The 21,015-nt window shown below is 73.4% G+C and carries 18 protein-coding genes and 3 tRNA genes; 5 read left to right on the plus strand and 16 right to left on the minus strand.

The window, feature by feature from the left end; translation table 11 throughout:
- The first annotated feature begins 155 nt into the window (after nucleotides 1–155).
- From P3T27_RS11190 to P3T27_RS11200, 3 genes are all read left to right on the plus strand, one after another.
- On the plus strand, nucleotides 156–461 hold the full coding sequence (locus P3T27_RS11190) for an antibiotic biosynthesis monooxygenase (RefSeq protein WP_280677036.1): 306 nt from the start codon (nucleotides 156–158) through the stop codon (nucleotides 459–461).
- A gap of 186 nt (nucleotides 462–647) precedes the next feature.
- Nucleotides 648–917 carry a 30S ribosomal protein S20 gene (gene rpsT, locus P3T27_RS11195; RefSeq protein WP_270147017.1) on the plus strand — a complete coding sequence of 90 codons (270 nt, stop codon included), beginning with the start codon at nucleotides 648–650 and terminating at the stop codon, nucleotides 915–917.
- A 435-nt stretch (nucleotides 918–1,352) separates the two neighbouring features.
- Nucleotides 1,353–2,039 carry a hypothetical protein gene (locus P3T27_RS11200; protein WP_280677040.1) on the plus strand — a complete coding sequence of 229 codons (687 nt, stop codon included), beginning with the start codon at nucleotides 1,353–1,355 and terminating at the stop codon, nucleotides 2,037–2,039.
- A 103-nt stretch (nucleotides 2,040–2,142) separates the two neighbouring features.
- Here the strand turns inward: P3T27_RS11200 and holA are convergent, their stop codons facing one another.
- The gene (gene holA, locus P3T27_RS11205) at nucleotides 2,143–3,141 is read right to left on the minus strand and encodes a DNA polymerase III subunit delta (RefSeq protein WP_280677042.1); all 999 of its coding nucleotides are present in this window, start codon (nucleotides 3,139–3,141) and stop codon (nucleotides 2,143–2,145) included.
- Between the two features lie 78 nt (nucleotides 3,142–3,219).
- Between holA and P3T27_RS11210 the strand changes: the two genes are divergently transcribed.
- Entirely contained in the window at nucleotides 3,220–3,513 is a 294-nt protein-coding gene (locus tag P3T27_RS11210; protein ID WP_280677044.1) for a hypothetical protein, read from the plus strand.
- Nucleotides 3,514–3,663: 150 nt separating this feature from the next.
- Here the strand turns inward: P3T27_RS11210 and P3T27_RS11215 are convergent, their stop codons facing one another.
- The 15 genes from P3T27_RS11215 to P3T27_RS11285 form a co-directional block, all read right to left on the minus strand.
- On the minus strand, nucleotides 3,664–6,300 hold the full coding sequence (locus tag P3T27_RS11215) for a ComEC/Rec2 family competence protein (RefSeq protein ID WP_280677046.1): 2,637 nt from the start codon (nucleotides 6,298–6,300) through the stop codon (nucleotides 3,664–3,666).
- A 143-nt stretch (nucleotides 6,301–6,443) separates the two neighbouring features.
- Nucleotides 6,444–7,460: a helix-hairpin-helix domain-containing protein gene (locus P3T27_RS11220; protein ID WP_280677048.1), complete on the minus strand. Its 1,017-nt coding sequence runs from the start codon at nucleotides 7,458–7,460 to the stop codon at nucleotides 6,444–6,446.
- Nucleotides 7,461–7,591: 131 nt separating this feature from the next.
- Nucleotides 7,592–8,437, minus strand: coding sequence for a DegV family protein (locus P3T27_RS11225; RefSeq protein ID WP_280677050.1), 846 nt, complete (start codon nucleotides 8,435–8,437; stop codon nucleotides 7,592–7,594).
- Between the two features lie 179 nt (nucleotides 8,438–8,616).
- On the minus strand, nucleotides 8,617–9,396 hold the full coding sequence (locus tag P3T27_RS11230) for a hypothetical protein (protein ID WP_280677052.1): 780 nt from the start codon (nucleotides 9,394–9,396) through the stop codon (nucleotides 8,617–8,619).
- Nucleotides 9,397–9,787: 391 nt separating this feature from the next.
- Complete coding sequence (gene leuS / locus P3T27_RS11235) at nucleotides 9,788–12,670, minus strand: leucine--tRNA ligase (protein ID WP_280677054.1); 2,883 nt, start codon at nucleotides 12,668–12,670, stop codon at nucleotides 9,788–9,790.
- Between the two features lie 300 nt (nucleotides 12,671–12,970).
- Nucleotides 12,971–14,296 (minus strand): hypothetical protein, encoded by a 1,326-nt coding sequence (locus P3T27_RS11240; RefSeq protein ID WP_280677056.1) that lies wholly within the window; start codon nucleotides 14,294–14,296, stop codon nucleotides 12,971–12,973.
- A 97-nt stretch (nucleotides 14,297–14,393) separates the two neighbouring features.
- Nucleotides 14,394–14,466, minus strand: a tRNA-Ala gene (locus P3T27_RS11245).
- Nucleotides 14,467–15,000: 534 nt separating this feature from the next.
- A tRNA-Ala gene (locus P3T27_RS11250) sits at nucleotides 15,001–15,073 on the minus strand.
- 43 nt (nucleotides 15,074–15,116) lie between these two features.
- Nucleotides 15,117–15,189: transfer RNA gene (locus tag P3T27_RS11255), tRNA-Ala, on the minus strand.
- Nucleotides 15,190–15,336: 147 nt separating this feature from the next.
- A complete protein-coding gene (locus P3T27_RS11260) occupies nucleotides 15,337–15,984 on the minus strand; it encodes a histidine phosphatase family protein (protein WP_280677236.1) in 648 nt (215 codons plus the stop codon).
- Nucleotides 15,981–16,439 (minus strand): ribosome silencing factor, encoded by a 459-nt coding sequence (gene rsfS, locus P3T27_RS11265; RefSeq protein ID WP_280677058.1) that lies wholly within the window; start codon nucleotides 16,437–16,439, stop codon nucleotides 15,981–15,983. Before rsfS ends, P3T27_RS11260 begins: the two co-directional genes overlap by 4 nt.
- A gap of 182 nt (nucleotides 16,440–16,621) precedes the next feature.
- A complete protein-coding gene (locus P3T27_RS11270; RefSeq protein WP_280677060.1) occupies nucleotides 16,622–18,415 on the minus strand; it encodes an LCP family protein in 1,794 nt (597 codons plus the stop codon).
- A 12-nt stretch (nucleotides 18,416–18,427) separates the two neighbouring features.
- Nucleotides 18,428–19,060, minus strand: a complete 633-nt coding sequence (gene nadD, locus P3T27_RS11275) for a nicotinate-nucleotide adenylyltransferase (RefSeq protein ID WP_280677062.1) — start codon at nucleotides 19,058–19,060, stop codon at nucleotides 18,428–18,430.
- Nucleotides 19,061–19,184: 124 nt separating this feature from the next.
- A complete protein-coding gene (locus P3T27_RS11280; RefSeq protein WP_280677064.1) occupies nucleotides 19,185–19,340 on the minus strand; it encodes a hypothetical protein in 156 nt (51 codons plus the stop codon).
- A 151-nt stretch (nucleotides 19,341–19,491) separates the two neighbouring features.
- Nucleotides 19,492–19,638, minus strand: a complete 147-nt coding sequence (locus P3T27_RS11285; protein WP_280677066.1) for a hypothetical protein — start codon at nucleotides 19,636–19,638, stop codon at nucleotides 19,492–19,494.
- Between the two features lie 249 nt (nucleotides 19,639–19,887).
- On the opposite strand from P3T27_RS11285, the gene P3T27_RS11290 reads away from it, so the two are divergent.
- Nucleotides 19,888–20,958: a M48 family metallopeptidase gene (locus P3T27_RS11290; RefSeq protein WP_280677069.1), complete on the plus strand. Its 1,071-nt coding sequence runs from the start codon at nucleotides 19,888–19,890 to the stop codon at nucleotides 20,956–20,958.
- The last annotated feature ends 57 nt before the right edge of the window (nucleotides 20,959–21,015 follow it).

Raw genomic sequence — 21,015 nt, forward strand, 5'->3', positions numbered from 1 at the left:
TCCCACGACCACGAACCGGGCTGCCGTTCGGTCCGTCGTTCGGCCCTCGGTTCGGTTCGCGGGGCGGTTCGCGGCCCGGTCTCGCGGCCCGGTTTCGTGGCCCGGTCTCGTCCAGGGCTTCTCCCACCCCGAGCGGGGCGGCAGGATGGCTCCCCATGATCCTGGAAAGCGCCCTGCTCGACGTCCTGCCCGGCCAGGAGGACGAGTTCCTCGCCGCCTTCGCCGAGGCCCGTCCGCTGATCGCCGTCCAGCGCGGCTTCCGCTCCCTGGAACTGCGGCGCTGCCTCGACGAGGGGCGCGGCTCGCGGTTCCTCCTCCAGGTGGAGTGGGAGACGCTCGCGGACCACACCGAGGGGTTCCGCGGCTCGGCCGAGTACCAGCAGTGGCGGGACCTGCTGCACCGGTACTACCAGCCGTTCCCGGAGGTCGAGCACTACGGCGAGCCGGTGCTCAGGGCGTAGCCGGGCGCTGCGGGGCCGGTACGGCGAGGTCGGGCGGCCGGTTCGGGAGCATCGGCCGGTTTGGGACGGGTGGTGGGCCCCTGGTAGCGTGGGCTGCTGCACCTGGCCTCGGCATGCCCTCTCAGCACGACCGGCGGCCGCGCGGTGCAGCCCGTTCAATCCTTTAGACAAGACTGAGGCTCCTTCGTGGCGAACATCAAGTCCCAGATCAAGCGCAACAAGACCAACGAGAAGGCGCGCCTGCGCAACAAGGCCGTCAAGTCCTCGCTGAAGACCGCTCTGCGCAAGGCCCGTGAGGCCGCTGCCGCCGGCGAGACCGAGAAGGCCACCGTGCTGGCCCGCGCCGCCTCCAAGGCGCTGGACAAGGCCGTGAGCAAGGGCGTCATCCACGCCAACCAGGCCGCCAACAAGAAGTCGGCCATCACCAAGCGCGTCAACGCGGCCGCCCAGGCCTGACGCCCGGGGGCCACGGCCCCCACCGCCTCGGGACGGACCCGGCCCTCTACCCGGACTCCTGAGGTGCGCGAGACTCGCACCGTACGCGGCCTGCGTTCGCCACGCGGGTGCGGTGCACGAAGCAGTACGACAGGCGCCGTAGTCGGCCTCTTCCCCAGAGGCCCACTGCGGCGCCTGTCGCGTTCCGCGGTCCGACCGCTATGGTCGGTCACGCGCGATCGAGGTGCGGGGAGCACCTCGGCGCCGGGCCCGAGGGGGAGCTTCATGACGACGCCGCCACCGTCACCACCACCGCAGCCGCAGCCGCAGCCGGTGGCACCGAACGGGCCGGGCTACGGCTTTCCGCAGCAGGCGCCGGGGGCGGGAGCGTCGGGAGCGCGGGGAGTGCCGGTCCAGGGCTTCGGGCCGCCGCCCGGGCTGCCCACCGCACCGGGGATGACTCCCGTGCCGGCAGGCGGTGGAGCGCGACGGTCCGGCGGCAACCTGCGCCGCAATGCCGTCTGGGCCTTCGTCGGCGCGCTGCTCGCCTCGGCCGGCTGGGCGACCGCCGTGCTCGTCGTACCCGACCTGGTCAGCACCGACGCCTCGCCACGGCCCCTGGGCGCCTACCGCCTCTCGGACGACTTCTGCACCACGGGAAGGCCCTCCTCGCTCCTCCGGCTGTACAGCGTCTCCGACTCCAGCGCGCCGACCCACCACAGCGACCGGCACCCGGCGCTGGACAGCATGAACTGCTCGATGTCGCTCAAGCGCAGCGGCGCCGGCACTTCCGACAGCGAGTACGCCTCCGTCTACCTGCGCGCCGACCTGCACAAGGCGGTCAACCCCGCACCCGAGTTCGCGGCCGCCAAGGAGGTCTACCGGGCGCGCGACTACCAGGTCACCGACGTGCCGGGGCTCGGCGAGGAGGCGTACTTCCTCTACAAGGACGACCCGGGCGCCTCGGACAAGACCTGGCACAGCGTCAGCGCCGAACTCGACGTCCGCGACGGCGGGATGACGTACTACATCTCCTGGTCCGCCAGCTACACCGAGGGAAAGACCAAGGTGCCGTCCAAGGAGGAGCTCCGCACAGCCCTGCAGTCCGACGGCTGGGACGCTGTCCGCGCGATGCGCAAGTAGTCCGGTAGGAGGGGCCGGGCCATAGGGCCTGGTCTTACGTGCCTGGTCTTACGTGCCGGGTCTTCCGTGGTCTTCCGGAGCCGGGTCTTAAGGCCGGGGCCGGTCAGTAGGCGGGGCGGGACCCTGCCCGGGCAGCCCGGGCGACGGCCACCACCGCGCGCTCCAGCGCGAAGGCCGGATCGTCCGAGCCGCCCTTCACCGCCGCGTCGGCCTGGGCGATCGCGGTCAGCGCGGTGGCCACCCCGTCGCCCGTCCAGCCGCGCATCTGCTGGCGGACCCGCTCGACCTTCCACGGCGGCATGCCCAACTCGCGGGCCAGATCGGCCGGACGCATGTTCCGCCCGGTGGTCGCCAGTCGCCCGATGCTGCGCACCCCGGAGGCCAGCGCGTAGGTGATGCCCGTCGGCGGCTGCCCCACGGCCAGCGCCCAGCGCAGCCGCTCCAGCGCCTCCGCCGCCCGGCCGGTGACGGCCAGGTCGGCCACCTCGAAGCCCGTCGCCTCGGCCCGGCCGCTGTAGTAGCGGGCCACCACCGTCTCGTCGATCGTGCCCTCGACATCCGAGGTCAGCTGGCTGCACGCGGCCGCCAGCTCCCGCAGGTCGCTGCCGAGCGAGTCCAGCAGGGCCTGGCAGGCCTCCGGCGTGGCCGAGCGGCCCAGCGTACGGAACTCGCCCCGGACGAAGGCCAGCCGCTCACTCGCCTTGGCCAGCTTCGCGCAGGCCACCTCGCGACCGCCCGCCTTGCGTCCGGCGTCCAGCAGGCCCTTGCCCTTGGCGCCACCCGCGTGGACCAGCACCATGATCACCTCGTCGGCGGGCGCCTCGATGTACGCCTTGACCTCCTTCACCGACTCGGCGGCGAGGTCCTGCGCGGCCCGGACCACGATCACCTTGCGTTCGGCGAACAGCGACGGCGTGGTCAGCTCGGCCAGACTCCCCGGCTGCAGGCCGCCGGGCGGCAGATCCCGCACGTCGGTGTCCGGATCCGCCGCCTTCGCCGCCGCCACCACCTGGGCGACCGCACGGTCCAGCAGCAGCTCCTCCTGGCCGACCGCGAGGGTCAGCGGGGCGAGCAGGTCGTCGGGTGCACTCTTCCTGGCCATCGCCTACCAGCATCCCACGGGGCGCGGACACTCCCGCCCGGCCGACCTGTCTGCCGGCCCGACCTGGAGAATGGCCCAGTGACCGAGAACCACACCACCGACCTGCCGGACGTCGACGACCCGCACGCCCGGCAACTGCTCGTCCTGCCCGACCGCGACGCCGCCGAGGACGCCTTCGAGGAACTCAGCGCCACCCACCCCGACCTCGGCGAGCTCGAAATCGTCCGCGACGCCCTCGCCGGCGAGGACGACGCCGAGGACGCGCAGTGGCTCGTCGTCGTCGAACCCCCGGAAGACGGCTGGACCCCGACCCACCTCCACGCCCTCGACACCCTCGCCGCCACCCACGAAGGCTGGCGCGAAGAGGGCTGACCCGGCCACGACGCGGCGCACTCCGGGCCTGCTCGGAGCGCGCCGCAACTGTTCTCCGGGCCCCCGCCCCCGCCCCCACCCCTCCCTCCTCCTCCCCACCCCAACCCCTTTCCCTTCCCCACTTCGTGGACGGGAGGAGGAAAGCGGGGGTCATCCGGGCGGAGCCCGCGGGGCGTGCGGGGCGTGCGAGGCCCGGCCGACGCCGGAGGCGACGGCCGACGAGCTCCCGCCGCGGGAGCGCGGCTTGCGCACCTCGTGGGCGGTCCGGGGATGCACGGACACACCGAGGGTGACCGGGGAGTCGCCCGTCACGGCGATGTCGCCCACCCGGTCGGTGCGCAGCACGCTCGCGCCCAACGCGCGCAAGTGGTCGACCGTCCGCGCGGACGGGTGCCCGTACGCATTGCCCTCACCGCACGAGATCAAGGCCAACCGGGGACGCAACGCGCCGGTCAGGTCCCAGTCCTGGTGCGCCGATCCGTGATGCGCCACCTTCAGGACGTCCACCCGCCTCAAGCGGCCCAGCAGCGCCGACTGGGCGGGCGGTTCGAGGTCCCCGAGCAAGGCCATCCGCAGGCCGCCCGCGACCGACACCCGCAACGCGACGCTCGCGTTGTTCGCACCGGGCGCCTCGACAGCCACCCTGGGATCGGGCCAGACCACCTCCCACGACAACCCCGCGCCCACCGAACGCCGTTCACCTCGCCCAGCACGCAGGAGCGGCACCCCGGCACCGGCCGCCCAACCTGCCACCCGGGCCGCCTCGCCCGGTGGATCGTCCAGGGTCGTGCCCTCGACCGCACCGACCCGACGCCCCCGCAACACCCCCGGCACGCCCTCGACATGATCGGCGTGGAAGTGCGTCAGCAACAGGAGCGGCACCGCCGTGATGCCGAGGTCGCGCAGACACCTGTCGGCGGCGTTCGGATCCGGCCCCGCATCGACCACCACCGCGCTGTCCGGCGCACCGGCCGCGAGGACCAGCATGTCCCCTTGGCCGACATCGCACATCACCATCCGCCACCCTGGCGGCGGCCAGCCGGTGGCGATCCGGGTGAGCTGCGGTGGCCGCAGCAGCACGGCCAGCAGGACCACGAGCAGCACCCCCGTCACCAGCGCCCGTACCCACCGCAGCCGGGCGCGGACTGGCGCGCCGGGCCGCGCGCGCCGCGGCAGCAGGAGCGGCGCCGCCCAGCAGACCGCCAGGGTGACCAGCGCAACCGTCGCCGTCCCGAACCACCCACCCGGCCAGGAGAGTTGCCCACCCGGCAGCTCGGCACCGCGCCGCGCCACCAGGGCGAGCCAGCCGACCGGCACTCCGGCCGGCTCCGCGAGCAGCCGGGCCAGGTCCGGGAGGAGCGGCTGCAGCACGAGCACCCCGAAACCGAGCAGGGTCGCCGGGGCCACCGCCAGCTCGGCCAGCAGGTTGCACGGGATCGCGACCAGGCTGATGTGCCCGGACAGCACCACCGTCACCGGCGCGCACAGCGCCTGGGCGGCGGCCGTCGCCGCGAGGGCGCCCGCCAAGTGGCGCGGCCAGCGCCGGGCCCGCAGCGCCTCGGCCCAGTGCGGCCCGAGGACGAGCAGCCCGGCCGTGGCGAGCACCGAGAGCAGGAATCCGAAGGAGCGCGCCAGGAACGGGTCGAGCAGGACCAGGACCAGGACCGTCCCGGCGAGCGCGGGCACCGCCTGCCGGGGACGGCCGGTGGCCAGCGCGAGCATGCCGATCAGACCCGTCCCCGCCGCGCGCAGCACACTGGGCTCCGGTCGGCAGACGGTGACGAAGGCCAGCGTCAGCGCCGTCCCGAGCATGGCGCTGGTACGCAGCGAGAGCCCCAGCACCGCGGCCAGCCCGCGCCGTTCCGGGGTCCCGGCCTGACCGGGGGCACCCAGCAGCACGCCGAGGACGATCGCCAGGTTGGCACCGCTGACCGCCACCAGGTGCACCAGGTCGGTGGCCCGGAAGGCGTCCCCGAGGTCGTCGGGCAGTTGCGAGGTGTCCCCGACGACCAGGCCGGGGAGCAGTCCGCGCGCGTCCGGCGGGAGTCCGTCGACGGCCGTGCGCAGCCCGGCCCGCAGCCGCCCGGCGACACGCTGCGGCAGGCTCGGCGGCTCGATCTGCCGGGGCGGGCCGTGGACGACCAGCAGCGCCGCGGACTCGGTGTCGTAGCCCTCCCCCGCAGGCTGTACCTCGGCCTCCGCCGCCAGCCGCTCCGACGGGAGCAGCCGCTGCCAGGGCCCGGACTCCGCTCCCCGGACCATGACGGTCACCGGGGTCCGCGTCCTGGTGCTCCGCCCGTCCGGGACGAGTGTGACCCGGTCGGCCACCGCGTCGACGGTGAGGAGGGTCTGCCCGCCGGTGGTCCCGCCCCGGGCCGCGTGGGACTTCGGATCGCCGGCGACGGTCAGCTCCACCTCCACCACCCGGGCGGGCTCGCCCGGGGATCGCGGTGGGGCGTGCTCGGCCGCGCGGGCGAGCTCCGGTAGCGGCCCCCGGTGCAGATCGGCGGTGTGCAGCGGGGTGGCGATCGCGGCCGCGGCCCCGGTGAGCAGGATGGCTGCCAAGGTCACCGCCGCTCCGCGACGGCGTGGGACCGCCGGCCTGGCGAGCAGCAGGACGGCTGCCAGTGCGGCGGCACCCGCCAGGGTGAAGGCGAGGACGTCGTACCCCGGCTCCAGGTCGAGGAGCGCGGCCGTCACCACCCAGGCCGAGACGGCGGGAAGCAGCAGCCGAAAGTCGGCGCCCGTGGAACGGGTGTGCAGGATCGGGTCGGTGGTGGCGGACATGACGGTACCTCCCTTCGGCGCGGCGGCGGCGACGGCGACGGCTGACGACACAACGGCTGGACGAAAGCGGCCACGAACAGCACGGGGGGGGAAGGACGGGGCGAACGGATCCGCGGAGAGGCGGGAGAGAGTCGGAAGGGGCGTCAGAGGGTGAGCAGCGGACGGAGTTCCGCGAACGTGCGAGCGCCGATGCCGCCGACCTGCCGGAGCTGGTCGAGCGTGCGGAACGAGCCGTGCGACGTGCGGTAGGCGAGGATGCGATGGGCGAGCGTCGGGCCGACTCCGGGGAGGGTGTCGAGCTGTTCGAGGGTGGCGCGGTTGAGGCTGACGGGTGGCCTCGACGTGCCGGCCGCCGGGGGCCCGTTGCCGGCTCCGGCGCCCGGGGCGGGGGCCGAGCCCGGCTCGCCGACCAGGATCTGCTCACCATCCGTCAGTACGCGGGCCAGGTTGAGGCCCCGGGTGTCCGTCTCCGGCAGCGGGCCGCCCGCCGCCCGTAAGGCGTCGGCCACCCGCGAGCCGCCGGGCAGGGTGTGCAGGCCGGGAAGGTGAACCCGTCCGCCGATGTCGACCACGACGGCCGGCTGGGCCCCGACGGCAGCGGCATCGGCGGCCTCGGCCGAGGCCGTGCCCGAGGCAGGAGCCGGCACGGGCGCAGACTCCGCCGACCCCGGTGCCACCGGGGCGGACGCCAGCGCCGGCACGGCTACCGCCTGCGGCCGGGCCAGCCAGAAGTGCTGCACGGCGTAGCCGACCGCGAACAGCAGCAGGACGGCCAGCCCGGCCACCGCCCGCCGGTCGAGCGCCATCGCCGAACCGAACCGGAGGCGCGCCCCGGCCACCGGCTCCGGCGGGTCCACGACCCCGCCCACCCCGCCCACCCCGGACGGCTCCAACGGAGCAGGCGGCACATGCGGCACATGCGGTGCAGGCGGCCGCTCCCCAGCCCCGGACGGAGCCGCACCCGAAGGCGGCCCGGTCGCCGTGGGCTCCCCCGCCACCGCAACGGAGCCCCCAGGCCCGCCGGGCCCGACCCCGGCCCCGCCGCCTCCTCCACCACCACCACCAGCCCCATCGTCCACCGGCAGCAACGCCGCCATCCGCAGCCGTACGGTCTCGTTGATCTCGTGGCGCTTCGCCGCGCCCAGGCTCATGCTCGTCATGCCGAGGACGGTAGGAGTCCTCGGCAGTGCGCGCAGAAATTACCGAAACCCTGTGGATAACCCGGGGGTTGTGGATGAATCAGCTCACTCGCACGAGTGGGCAGAGCACCGCCGAGTTGACCGGCGCCCCCTCAGCGCGGCGCGACCACCACCGCGAGCAGCCCCGGCCCGACGTGTGCGCCGATCACCGCCCCCACCTCGCCCACGTACAGCTCCCGCAGGCCGGGCACCCGCGCCCGCAGCCGCTCCGCGAGCGGCTCGGCCCGCTCCTCGGCCGCCAGGTGGTGCACGGTGATGTCGACCTCCGCGTCCCCCGACCGCTCGACCGCGATCTCCTCCAGGCGCGCGATCGCCCGCGACGCGGTGCGTACCTTCTCCAACGGCTCGATCCGCCCTCCGTCCAGGTGCAGCAGCGGTTTGACCGCCAGCGCCGACCCGAGCAGCGCCCGCGCCGCCCCGATCCGACCGCCCCTGCGCAGGTACTCCAGGGTGTCGACGTAGAAGAACCCGCTGGTCACGGCGGCCCGCCGGGTGGCGGCCTCGGCCGCCTCCGCCAGGTCCCGCCCGGCCGCGATCGCCTCGGCCGCCGCCAGCGCCGCATATCCGAGGGCCATGCCGACCAGCCGGCTGTCCACCACCCGCACCGGTACGGGCGCCTCGGCGGCCGCCAGCCGGGCGGCCTCCACCGTGCCGGACAGCTCGCCGGAGATGTGCACCGAGACGATGCCCTTCGCCCCGGCCTCGACGGCGCCCCGGTAGGCGGCGGCGAAGGTCTCGGGATTGGGCCGGGAGGTCGTCACCCGCTGCTTCTCGCGCAGCGCCTCGGCGACGTCCTTGGGAGAGATCTCGACCCCCTCGCAGCGGACCGAGTCACCGACCGCGACGCTCAGCGGAACCACCGTGATCCCGTACCGATCGAGGGCCTCCTGCGGCAGATAGGCCGTGGAATCGGTGACAAGTGCGAGGTCGGAGGGCATGAGGCGGAGGTTACTCCCCGTTCGTCCGTGAGGACAGCGCCCGCCCACGGGCCCCGAAAGGCGCCGCCGAAGCCCCACCAAAGTGTCTCCGCACCGCCAAGCAGTCGGTCGAGCGCGCGGCAAGTTCGCGGCGAGCAGGCGACGCGAGGAGACGACGCGAGAAGACGACGCGAGCAGGCTCAGCCCGCCGTGGGCCCCGCCGACGGCTTCCGCAACCGCTGCGCCAGCTTGGCCAGCGGGTCCGCGAGTCCGAGGAGTTCCTCGGCACTCGGACGCCCCTTCCCGTCCGTCAACCCGGCCCGCGCGGCGCCCCCGGAGGACGCCTCCGCACCCGGCGAAGACGAGGAAGAGGAGGAGGAAGAAGAGGAGGCAGCGGACGAGGAGGACGAAGCGGAGGACCCCGCCGAAGTGTCCCAGTGCCGCAGCGCCCCCGCCTCGCTCTCGCACTCCTGGCTGAGCCGGCTCAGCTCGTCGTCCGCGAACCGGTGCATCCGGTCCTGCGCGGCCCAGCGCATGGTCTCCGCCGAGTGGGTGATCCGCTCGGCACGCTCGCGCAGCTCCGGCAGCTTGGCCGCGATCCGCGCGGTGTCCGGCTCCCGCTCCAACATCCGCAGTTCGCCGTCGAGCTCGGCGGCATGCGTATCGAGCCTGGTCAGCAGGGCGAGGGCCTCGCCGAGCTGACCGTCCTGGGGAAGGCCGCTCTCCAGGACCTGCCGGGTGCCGTCGAGTGAGGTGCGCAGACCGAGCCGGACGGCGGCGATCTGCCCGGGCGGTCCGACCTTGGTGAAGGTCTTCGCCTTGAGGGTGGCGTTCTCCACGACGCGCCGAGCGTTGGCCTCGTGCCGCTCGATCTTCGCGGCGACGGCCTTCGCCGCCTTGACCGTGCCGACCACGGCCAGCACGAGCACCGCGATCCCGAAGAGCAGGACCAGGCCGATCATCACGCCGAACGCGTCCATCGCGAGCCACCTTCCGCCACCGTTTCGGCCCCCACCGGACCCAACGCGGGCCGTACTGCCGAGGGTTCCACGGTAGCCGCCGGATCGGACCCGGGGCGGTCCGAACGGGCCCGGGCGGCGGAGATCAGGGACAGATCGGGGATCTCCCCGAGGGTCCACGAGCCCCTGGGCACCACCGGACCCGACCCGCCCTGGCACAACCGACACCAGCCATCCCGGGCACGACGAAGGGCGGGCGCCCCGAAGGACGCCCGCCCCGTCAGCCCCAGTCGACCGGCCGCGCACCACAGCCCACAGTCAACGGGCCCCGGCCAGCAGACCTCAACCAACGGGCCCCGGCCAGCAGACCTCAGTCCACCGACCTCAGCCATCAGCCCTCAGTCAACCGACCTCAGCCGGTGACGATGTTCACCAGCTTCGGCGCCCGCGCGATCACCTTGCGCACCGGCGCGTCACCGATCGCCGCGACGACCGCCGGGTCGGCCAGCGCCAACGCCTCCAGCTCGGCGTCCGAGATCGTCGGCGCGACCTCCAGCCGGGCCTTCACCTTGCCCTTGATCTGCACCACGCAGGTTACCGCCTCGTCCACCACGTACGCCGGGTCGGCGACCGGGTAGTCGGTGTGCGCCAGCGACTCGCCGTGGCCCAGCCGGCGCCACAGCTCCTCGGCGATGTGCGGGGCCAGCGGCGCGACGATCAGGACCAGCTGCTCGGCCACGGCGCGCGGCGTCGAACCGCGCTTGACCAGGTAGTTGTTCAGCTCGATCGCCTTGGCGACGGCCGTGTTGAACCGCAGCCCGGCCATGTCGCCCCGGATGCCGTCGATCGCCTTGTGCAGGGCGCGCAGCGTCGCCTCGTCCGGCTCCTCGTCAGTGACGACCAGGTCGCCGGTGGCCTCCGAGACGATGTTGCGCCACAGCCGCTGCAGGAAGCGGTACGAGCCCACGACGGCACGGGTGTCCCACGGGCGGGAGACGTCCAGCGGGCCCATGGACATCTCGTACAGGCGCAGCGTGTCGGCGCCGTACTCGTCGGCGATGTCGTCGGGGGCGACGGCGTTCTTCAGGGACTTGCCCATCTTGCCGGCCTCGCGCTTGACCGCTTCGCCCTGCCAGAAGTACGCGCCGCCGCGCTCCTCGACCTCGGCGGCGGGCACCGGGAAGCCGCGCTCGTCACGGTAGACGTCGGCGGTGATCATGCCCTGGTTGAACAGCTTGTGGAACGGCTCAACGGACGAGACGTGGCCCAGGTCGTGCAGCACCTTGTGCCAGAAGCGCGCGTACAGCAGGTGCAGCACGGCGTGCTCGGCACCGCCGACGTACAGGTCGGCGCCGCCGGCCGGCTTGGTCTCCGTCGGGCCCAGCCAGTACTTCTCGTTGGCCGGGTCGACGACCGCCGAGGAATTCGACGGGTCGACGTAGCGCAGCTCGTACCAGCACGAACCCGCCCAGTTGGGCATGGTGTTGGTCTCGCGGCGGTAGGTGCGCACGCCGTCGCCCAGGTCCAGCTCGACGGTGACCCAGTCCTCGTTGCGCGACAGCGGGGTCTTGGGCGAGGAGGTGGAGTCGTACGGGTCGTAGGTGTGCGGCGAGTAGTCGTCGACCTCGGGGACCTCGACCGGCAGCATCGACTCGGGCAGCGCGTGCATGACGCCGTCCTCGTCGTAGACGATCGGGAAGGGCTCGCCCCAGTACCGCTGGCGGCTGAACAGCCAGTCCCGCAGGCGGTAGTTGACGGTGCCCTCGCCGATGCCGCGCTCGGCCAGCCACGCCGTCACGCGGGCCTTGGCGTCGACGACGCTCAGGCCGTCCAGCGTCAGGCCGTCCCGGGAGGAGTTGACGATGACGGAGTCGTAGGTGTCGAACGCGTCGTCCCAGGCGGCCGGGTCCTCGCCGCGCCCGTCCGTGGGCGCGACGACGCAGCGCATCGGCAGCGCGAAGGCGCGGGCGAAGGCGAAGTCGCGGTGGTCGTGGGCGGGGACGGCCATGATGGCGCCGGTGCCGTAGCCCATCAGTACGTAGTCGGCGATGAACACCGGGACGGACGCGCCGCTGACCGGGTTCACGGCGTAGGCGCCGGTGAAGACGCCGGTCTTGACCTTGGCCTCGACCTGCCGCTCGACGTCCGACTTGGCGGCGGCCGCGGCGCGGTAGGCGGCGATGGCCTCGGCGGGGGTGGCGGCGCCGCCGGTCCACTCGGCGGGCACGCCCTCGGGCCAGGCGGCGGGGGCGATCGAGTCGACCAGGCCGTGCTCGGGGGCCAGCACCATGTAGGTGGCGCCGAACAGGGTGTCGGGCCGGGTGGTGAAGACGGTGATCTTCTCATCGGAGCCGACCGCGAAGTCGACCCGGGCACCCTCGGAGCGCCCGATCCAGTTGCGCTGCTGCAGCTTGATGGCCTCGGGCCAGTCCAGCAGGTCCAGGTCGGCGATCAGACGGTCGGAGTACGCGGTGATGCGCATCATCCACTGGCGCAGGTTGGACTTGAACACCGGGAAGTTGCCGCGCTCGGAGCGGCCGTCCGCGGTGACCTCCTCGTTGGCCAGTACGGTGCCCAGGCCGGGGCACCAGTTGACCGGCACCTCCTTGGCGTAGGCCAGCCGGTACTCGCCCAGCAGCTCGTCGCGCTCGGCGGCGGACAGGTCGGCCCACGGGCGCCCGTCGGGGGTCGGCCGCGCGCCGGACTCGAACCGGGCGATCAGCTCGGCGATCGGGCGGGCCTTGCCGGCGGCCTCGTCGTACCAGGAGTTGAAGATCTGCAGGAAGATCCACTGGGTCCAGCGGTAGTAGTCCGGGTCGATCGTGGAGATCGAGCGGCGCGGGTCGTGGCCCAGGCCCAGCCGGCGCAGCTGCTGGCGCATGTTGGCGATGTTGGCCTCGGTGGAGACCCGCGGGTGGGTGCCGGTCTGCACCGCGTACTGCTCGGCGGGCAGGCCGAACGCGTCGTAGCCCAGCGTGTGCAGCACGTTGTGGCCGGTCATCCGCTGGTAGCGCGCGTAGACGTCGGTGGCGATGTAGCCCAGCGGGTGGCCGACGTGCAGGCCCGCGCCCGAGGGGTACGGGAACATGTCCATGATGAAGCTGTGCGGCTTCGCGGCGACGTCGCCGGCCGCCGGGTCGGCCAGGGCACCGGCGGGGTTGGGGGCGTTGAACGTGCCCTCCTTCTCCCAGATGTCCTGCCAGCGGGACTCGATCTCCGCCGCCAGCGCGGCGCTGTACCGGAACGGCTCGGTCGCGGTCTCGGCCGTGCCGGACGCAGGGGTCGTCTCGCTCATGGTCCTTCAAGCTCCATCGATGTCAGTTGGCGAACCGCGCACACGGCCGGCCCGTGAACGGGGGCGGAAAACAAAAAATCCCCTCGCAGGAGGGGACGCCACGCCGACTCCGGCACCGCCCGAGGGCGCAGCCGGTCCTGGTCAGCGCGGCCGGCTAAGGAGCAGGCGCACGGTTCGCATGGGCTCAGGGTACCGCAAGCAGGTCAACGCGCTCCCGGGTGTCCGCCGGGGCCGGACGGCACCAGCCGCGCCCGCCCCGCACCGCCCCACCGCCCTACCCGACCCCTCCGCCCCGCCGCCTCACCGCCCCGCCGATGACGCCGGTGACGCCGGTGACGCCGCCGCCCGCGTCGCCGCGTCGAAGTCGCGCAGCGCCCGGGCCAGCCGCTCGGACTGCATGCCCGCCGCGAGCGCCCGGGCGAGCGCCGCGGTGCGGGCCGCCTCCCGCTGGTCGCCGAGGCGCCGGTGGGTCTCGGCGAGGCGGACCATCAGCAGCGCCTTGGACCGCGCCCGGCCCGCCCCCAGGCCGGCGACGGCCTCGGCCAGCAGCGCCTTGGCCAGCCGGTGCTGGCCGAGCGCCAGGCGCCCCTCCCCCACCATCCCGGCGAGTTCGGCGCGGGCCTCGGCCGTGCCGGGCACGCCGTCGAGTTCGGCGAAGGCCCGGGCGGCGGCGGCCTCGGCCTGCTCGGCCTCGCCTCGGCGGCCGTGCGCGCGGGCGATCCGGCCGAGTTGCCGGGCCCGGGCGGCGGGGCTCAGGACGGCGCCGTGCGTCACCAGGGCCGTGTTGAGCGCGGAGACGGCGTCCAGGCCGCGCCCGCCGGTGCCTTGGGTGGCGAGCACCACCAGGGCGCCGAGCACGGCGACGCCGAGCCGGGCGTCGCCACTGACGTGGGCGGCCCGCAGGGCGGCGACGAACGCCCGCTGGGCGGCCGCGTCGTGGCCGAGGTCGTACGCGGCCCAGCCGGCCAGCCGGGCGAGCCGGCTGGCCGTGCCGTACAGCTCGCGGCCGATCCGCTCGTCGTATGCGCCGAGCTCCAACAGCTTGGCCAGCATGGCGAGTTCGGCCCGGGTGGGGCCGAGGACGAGGCCGCCGCCGCAGGAGCGTTCGAGCCGCTGCTTGCTGCGGTAGGACAGGCCGAGGTCGCCGACGAGGCTGGGGTCGACGCGCAGTGCGCCCTCCCCGCCTCCGACGGGCGGCGGCGGGGAGGCGAGCCGTTCGGCGGCCTGGTCGAGGTCGGTGCCGCGGAAGAGGTCGGTGAGGCGGACGGGCCCGGCGTCGGTGGCGGCCTCGCGCAGCGCGGTCTGGGCGGTGTCGGCGGTCCACGGGTCGGTGAGCAGCCGGGGCGAGAGGATCTTGGCGCCGCGGTGGCCGCCCATCCGGCCCCAGAGCTGCTCGTAGGTGACGGCGATGCCGAGGGTGCGGCTGAGCACTTCGCAGACCGTCTGGTCGTGCGGGCTGCGCGGCACCATGCCACGGTCGCGCCACTTGTAGGGGGCGGTGGAGCTGATGGCCAGGCCCGGCGGCAGGGCGAGGCTCACCTCGCGGGCGAGCCGTTCCGGACTCCAGCCGAGCTGGTGCAGTATCCGGGCCAGTTCCTCGTTCCGCCTTCGCTCCAGATCGGCCATGGCACGACGGTAGCGGTCTTTCCGGCTCTCCCGCCGGTGGCATGACCAGAACGCCGAAGGGCCGCCTCCCTTTTCGGGAGGCGGCCCTCGACTGCTGTGGAGCTACGGGGAATTGAACCCCGGACCTCTTGCATGCCATGCAAGCGCTCTACCAACTGAGCTACAGCCCCTTGACCTGCGATGTCACCGGGGGCTTTCGACCGTTTCCGTCCGGTTTCCCTCGGCGACATCGACTACTTTACACGGTCCCGGGGGTGCTCCACGAATCCGTTCCCCGAGGTCCGCGAACCCGCTTCCCCCGATGCGGCCCGGCCGGACCCAACCCACCCCAACCCGGGCCCTGCGCGGCCGGACCCGGCCCACCCCGACCCGGACCCAGCCCACCCCGACCCGGGCCCCGCCCGGCCGAGCCCGGCCCTACCCCGCCGACCGCCGGGTACGGGCGGCGAAGCCCGCGCCGAGCAGAACGGCGACGGCGTTGACCGCGAACAGGCCGACCGCCGCCGGCCGCAGCCCCGGGGGCGCTCAGCACCCGCCCGGAGATCAGCGGCTGCCCGCCGCGCCGGGCGGCTGGGCGCACACCTGCCACCCGTAGCACCCGGCCCATCCGCAAGGGCTCGGCCGGCCCTCAAGACCCGGCCGGCCAGCGGGGCCCGGCAACGCGAGAGGCCGCCACCCGGTGGGTGGCGGCCTCTCGACTGTTGTGGAGCTACGGGGAATTGAACCCCGGACCTCTTGCATGCCATGCAAGCGCTCTACCAACTGAGCTACAGCCCCGCGACACGCGCGACCCTGGCGAACCAGGACCGCTGGTGCGGAGTGGAGCTACGGGGAATTGAACCCCGGACCTCTTGCATGCCATGCAAGCGCTCTACCAACTGAGCTACAGCCCCGCACTCACCGGATTTCCCGCTTCCCTTCCGGGCCGCGTTTCCTCCGTGCGAACGAGGAAGACTCTAGCTGGTCAGGCCCGGAACTGCGAAATCCGCCCGTTCGGGCCCCCTCCGCCCCGCCCCGCGACGCGCCCGTCGCTCAGTCGCTCAGGTGTCGTCGCCGATGACCGGCTGCGGGAGCGTGCCCGCGTTGTGCTCCAGCAGGCGCCAGCCGCGCGCCCCCTGCCCGAGCACCGACCAGCAGCAGTTGGACAGCCCGCCGAAGCACTCCCACTGGGCCGATTCCAGGTCCAGCAGCCGCCCGAGCATGGTGCGGATGGTGCCGCCGTGGCTGACCACCACCAGCGTCCCCTCCTCCGGCAGCTTGTCGACGGCCTCCAGCACCACCGGCACCGAGCGGTCGGCGACCTCGGTGGCCAGTTCGCCGCCGCCGCGCCGCACCGGCTCGCCGGCCGCCCAGGCCGCGTACTCCTCCGGGTAGCGGGAGCGGATCTCGGCGTTGGTCAGGCCCTGCCAGGAGCCCGCGTAGGTCTCCCGCAGGCCCTCGTGGTGCTGCACGTCGAGGCCGGTGACCTTGGCCAGCTCCTCGGCGGTGTGCCTGGCCCGCGTGAGGTCGGAGGAGATCAGCAGGTCGGGGCGCAGGCCGGAGAGCAGCCGGGCCGCCCGCTGGGCCTGCAGGACGCCCTGGTCGGTCAGTTCGATGTCGGTGGTGCCCTGGAAGCGGGACTCCAGGTTCCAGGAGGTCTGGCCGTGTCGCCAGAAGACGATGCGCGACCCCCGTGCGTCCCGGCTCAGTGCAGCTCCTCGGGCTTGCCGAAGTCGTCGGCCGGGGCGACGGCGTTGCCGGCCTCGTCGGTGTACGCGTCGGGCCGGTTGCGCGAGGCCAGGGCGTCCTCGGGCAGCGGCAGCTCGGGGCAGTCCTTCCAGAGGCGGTCCAGCGAGTAGAAGGAGCGCTCCTCGGCGTGCTGGACGTGCACGACGATGTCCAGGTAGTCGAGCAGGATCCAGCGGCCGTCGCGCTCGCCCTCGCGGCGCACCGGCTTGATGTCCAGCTGCTCGCGCAGCTGGTCCTCGATCTCCTCGGCGATCGACCGGACCTGGCGGTCGTTGTTCGCGGAGGCGATCAGGAAGGCGTCGGTGATCGACAGCACCTCGCTGACGTCGAAGGCGATGATGTTGTGCGCGAGCTTGTCGGCCGCCGCCTGCGCGGCGACGGTGATGAGCTGCTGGCTGTGGTCGGTGACGGTCACGGTGTTCTTCCGGCTCGGCGGCTTTGGGCGACTCCCGGCACTGGCCGGGGGTCGCCTTCCAGGATCTCACGCCGCCCGGGCGGCCCCGGAACGCATTTTCGGGGCCGCCCGGGCCGGAGGGTCGCCCGCCCGGGCCGAAGGGTCGCCGGCCCGGGCCGCCCGCCCGGGCCGAAGGACGCGGCCTACTGGTTCTTCGGCGGCTGGTAGTCCTTGCCGAGCACGACCACCAGGTCCGCGTTCTGGGCGTCGCCGACCTTCTTCGCCGCCGTATCCGGCAGGCCGAGGCTGATCGCCAGCGACTTCGCCGCGGCCTGCCGGGCGTCGTCGGTGTAGCGGATCTCACTGGTGGCCTGCGCGGCGGTCTTGGATCCGCCGGGGATGAAGGTCAGGCCCGCGTTGGTGATCTGGACCTGCGCGGCGGCCACCGCCTGGTCGTTGCCGGTGGCGTCCTGGAGCGAGACCCGGGCCGGGGCGTCGCCGGAGGACGCGGACTTCACGGTGCCGCCCAGCACGTCCTTGACCTGCTTGCCCGCCGTGGCCTCGTCCAGACCGCCGTCGGGCTTGACGGTCAGCGCCGTGGTGCCGAGATGGCCGTCCTTCGCCTGCTGGGCGAGCTGGGCGAGCACCCCGGCGAGGGCGTCCTCGGGCAGCGAGGGGTCGAGCACCGCGTTCATCCGGTGCACGTCGTCCTTGGCGTCCTTGAACTCGGTCGGCATGGTGCGCACCACCGCGTCCATCACCTGTCCGAACCGGGCCAGTTGGGCGTCCCGGTTCTCGCCGGCCGCCTGCAGCGTGGCGTACGCGACCGCGGCCTTCCCGTTGAGCAGGGTGTTCTTGCCCGCCGCCGACAGCAGCTTGCCGTCCGGCTTGCCGCCCTCGTGGGTCTCGGCGTTGGTGTCCACCCGGACACCGCCGAGCTGGGAGACCAGCATCTCCAGGTACGGGGTGTCCAGCCGCCAGGTGCCGGCCACCGGGGCGCCGAGCACGGTGGACAGGCCGTCGCGGGTCGCGGAGGCGCCGATGCTGTCCATGGCCTGCCCGACGGTGGTGACCGGCGGGTCGCCGGGACCGGGCAGCCGCAGGGCGTCGGGCAGCAGCAGCACGGTGCCCTTCCTCCCGGCGGAGTCGTTGACCAGCAGCGCGCTGGAGACCTTGCCCTGCAGGTCGCGCAGGTGCACCACGTTGACCTGGCGCGGACCGGCCGCGCTCGCCGCGGTCTGCTTGTCGCCGGTGAACCAGAGGTAGCCGCCGGTGCCGGCCGCCGCGAGCGCCACCACCACGCCGAGGCCGATCAGCCGGTTGCGCAGCTTGCGGCGGCGCTCGGCGCGCACCTCGCTGCGGGACTCGGCGAACTTCAGCCAGTCGATGACGTCCTCGGACTCCTCCGCCTCCTCGTCGACGAAGGTGAACTCGTCCGTCGGGTAGTCGCCCGTGGGCCCCTTGCCGCCGGCCTTGCCGGCCCGGGCCCCGCCGACACGTTCGGACGGCGGCTCGGGCTTGGCCGGCGCCGCCTCGGCGGCGGGCCGGGGCACGCGCGGGCGCGGCACGGCCGGAGCGACGGGCGCCCCGGGCGCGGCGGGCACGACCCCGGACCCCAGCTGCGGTTCGGGCTCGGCCACCGCCGGAGCGGCCGGGTACGGCTGCTGCTGGTAGCCCTCGTAGCCGTACGTCTGCTCCTGGTAGCCGTAACCTCCCTGCTGCTGGTACGCCTGCACGGGCTGCCCGTACTGGTCGTACTGCTGCTGCGGAAGCTGCCCGGGCTGCCCCGGCTGCTGGTACCCCTGGTACGGCTGCTGCTGGTACTGCTGCTCCTGGTAACCGCCGTACGGGTCCTGGGTGTAGACCGGCTGCCCGTACTGGTCGTACTGCTGCTGCGGGAGCTGCTCGGGCTGCTGTTGGTAGCCCTGGTACGGCTGCTGGTACTGCCCGGTGGACCAGTCTTCCGGCTGTTGCTGTCCGCCGCGTCGTTCAGTCACGCCCGCTCCTGATCAGGTCCGGTGCGGCGCGTACAGCGCCCGCTTGTCGATGTAGCGGACCACGCCGTCCGGGACGAGGTACCAGACCGGTTCGCCCTTGGCGACCCGGTTGCGGCAGTCCGTGGAGGAGATGGCCAGCGCCGGGACCTCCACCAGGGACACCCCGCCCACCGGAAGCCCGGCGTCCGACAGAGTGTGCCCCGGGCGGGTGCATCCGATGAAGTGGGCGAGCGAGAAGAGCTCGTCGGAGTCGCGCCAGGACAGGATCTGGGCGAGGGCGTCGGCGCCGGTGATGAAGAAGAGGTCGGCGTCCGGGTGCTGGGCCCGCAGGTCGCGCAGGGTGTCGACGGTGTACGTCGGGCCCTCGCGGTCGATGTCGATCCGGCTGACCGAGAACTGCGGGTTCTCCGCGGTGGCGATGACCGTCATCAGGTAGCGGTCCTCGGCCGGGGTGACCTGGCGGTCGCTCTTCTGCCACGGCTGCCCGGTCGGCACGAAGATCACCTCGTCCAGGTGGAACGCGCTCGCCACCTCGCTGGCGGCGACCAGGTGGCCGTGGTGAATCGGGTCGAAGGTCCCGCCCATCACCCCGAGGCGCTTCTTCACCGGTTCCGGTCCGCCGGGATTCCCGGCCTGCTCTCCCATGCCGCCACACCTTACGCGACGCCCGTTACGGTGCGGGAACGCCCGGGTGAGGGTTGTCCGGAGACGCGTGAGGGAGCGGCCGGCCGGTGTGCCGGACGCTCCCCGAGCAGCGCCATGGGCCCGTTCAGCGGTCCCGGTTGAAGCGGGTGGTCACGAAGAGCAGGAGCACCAGGATGAACAGCGCGGCGCCGCCCGTCAGGTACGGGTTCAGGCTCTCGTGGTTGCCCCCCTCGCCCTCGGCGAGCAGGTTCAGGACGGGAAGTGCGGCGGCAGTGTTCATGGTCGGCGGGACCTTCTCGGCTCGGGTGAACGGACCTGGGGTTCTTCCGGGCCGGTGAAGGCCCACCCGTCATCGTACGGGGGGTCGCCAGGCAACCGCTCGGCGGCCCACCGCCGCTGACCGCGCGTGAGCCGAAGCGGGGCGGCGGGGCTCAGTTGCCGCGGAAGGCCCGCGCCATGATCCACACCAGCAGGCCGACGCCGACGAACGACGCGACCACGATGATCCGCAGGAACAGGCCCGGACCGGCCTCGTTCGAAATGGGTGCGGCCAGGCTGACAAGCGTGTCGGTGGACATCTGCGGGGCTCCTCGAACTGCTCGGTACCGCGGCCGGGTCCGGTCTCGGTTCTCCAGGGCATTCAGGGTAAACCGGCCTCACGCCGGCGCCGCCCACCGGCCCCTGCGGCGTGGCCCGACCCGCGCGTACGCTGGCCGCGGGGACGAGTACGCAACCACGGACGTTGCCAGAACAGTCGTTGCAGGCGAAGACCAGCGGGGGCCGGCCGCCGAGCCGGGGCCGCCGTCGACCAGGAGGTACGTCAGACCATGACCGACCCGATCGCGAAGACCCCGAGCCGTCGGCGCCAGCGCTTCCCCGACATCTCCACCCGCGCCTGGGAACACCCCGCCGACCGTTCCGCGCTGGTCGCCCTGCGCAAGCTGACCGGCTTCGACGAGGTCCTGAAGAAGCTCGCCGGCCTGGTGTCCGAGCGCGCGATCCGACTGATGTTCCTGGCCACCGCCGTGAAGACCTCCGAGCGCCAGTTCCCCGAGCTGAACGACATGGTGCGCGACGCCGCCTACGTGCTCGACCTGGAGCAGGTCCCGGACCTGTACGTCACCCAGGACCCGACGGTCAACGCGTACTGCATCGGCATCGACACCCCGATCATCGTGATCACCAGCGGCCTGGTCGACCTGCTCGACGAGGAGGAGCTGCGCTCGGTCATCGGCCACGAGGTCGGCCACGCGATGTCCGGCCACGCGGTCTACCGGACGATGCTGATGATCCTCACCAACATCGCCACCCGGGTCGCCTGGGTGCCGCTCGGCAACCTGGCGATCATGGCGATCGTCACCGCGCTCAAGGAGTGGTTCCGCAAGGCGGAGCTGTCCAGCGACCGGGCCGGCCTGCTCGCCGGGCAGGACGTCCAGGCGTCCATGCGCGCCCTGATGAAGCTGGCCGGCGGGCACAACCTGGCCGAGCTGAACGTCGACGCCTTCCTGGAGCAGGCCGAGGAGTACGAGAAGGCCGGCGACCTGCGCGACGGCGTGCTCAAGCTGCTCCAGCTGCTGCCGCAGAGCCACCCGTTCGCGGTGGTGCGGGTGGCCCAGCTGAAGAAGTGGGCGGAGAGCGACGAGTACCGCTCGATCCTGGCCGGCGCCTACCCGCGCCGCTCGGACGACCCGGACACCTCGGTCGGCGAGCAGTGGAAGGCCGCCGCCGACCACTACACGACCTCGGTGAAGGAGAGCAAGGACCCGCTGATGGGCCTGATCCGGGACGTGGCCGGCGGCGCGGCGACCGTCGGCGGCAAGCTCCGCGACACCTTCACGGGCGCCGCGCGCAGCGGCCCGTCGAACCGCGACGACCGAACCGACCGCAGCGACGGCTGATCCGCCGCACCTGCACGCCGACGACGGCCCGGGCGTCCGGTCGGACGCCCGGGCCGT

This window comes from Kitasatospora sp. MAA19, from assembly GCF_029894125.1.
In the GTDB taxonomy this organism is placed as follows: domain Bacteria; phylum Actinomycetota; class Actinomycetes; order Streptomycetales; family Streptomycetaceae; genus Kitasatospora.

Coding starts and splice junctions, on each gene's coding strand:
- P3T27_RS11190 (WP_280677036.1), top strand. CDS start 156: ATGATCCTGGAAAGCGCCCTGCTCGACGTCCTGCCCGGCCAGGAGGAC.
- P3T27_RS11200 (WP_280677040.1), top strand. CDS start 1,353: ATGACTCCCGTGCCGGCAGGCGGTGGAGCGCGACGGTCCGGCGGCAAC.
- holA (WP_280677042.1), bottom strand. CDS start 3,141: ATGGCCAGGAAGAGTGCACCCGACGACCTGCTCGCCCCGCTGACCCTC.
- P3T27_RS11215 (WP_280677046.1), bottom strand. CDS start 6,300: ATGTCCGCCACCACCGACCCGATCCTGCACACCCGTTCCACGGGCGCC.
- P3T27_RS11220 (WP_280677048.1), bottom strand. CDS start 7,460: ATGACGAGCATGAGCCTGGGCGCGGCGAAGCGCCACGAGATCAACGAG.
- P3T27_RS11225 (WP_280677050.1), bottom strand. CDS start 8,437: ATGCCCTCCGACCTCGCACTTGTCACCGATTCCACGGCCTATCTGCCG.
- P3T27_RS11230 (WP_280677052.1), bottom strand. CDS start 9,396: ATGGACGCGTTCGGCGTGATGATCGGCCTGGTCCTGCTCTTCGGGATC.
- leuS (WP_280677054.1), bottom strand. CDS start 12,670: ATGAGCGAGACGACCCCTGCGTCCGGCACGGCCGAGACCGCGACCGAG.
- P3T27_RS11240 (WP_280677056.1), bottom strand. CDS start 14,296: ATGGCCGATCTGGAGCGAAGGCGGAACGAGGAACTGGCCCGGATACTG.
- nadD (WP_280677062.1), bottom strand. CDS start 19,060: ATGGGAGAGCAGGCCGGGAATCCCGGCGGACCGGAACCGGTGAAGAAG.
- P3T27_RS11280 (WP_280677064.1), bottom strand. CDS start 19,340: ATGAACACTGCCGCCGCACTTCCCGTCCTGAACCTGCTCGCCGAGGGC.
- P3T27_RS11285 (WP_280677066.1), bottom strand. CDS start 19,638: ATGTCCACCGACACGCTTGTCAGCCTGGCCGCACCCATTTCGAACGAG.
- P3T27_RS11290 (WP_280677069.1), top strand. CDS start 19,888: ATGACCGACCCGATCGCGAAGACCCCGAGCCGTCGGCGCCAGCGCTTC.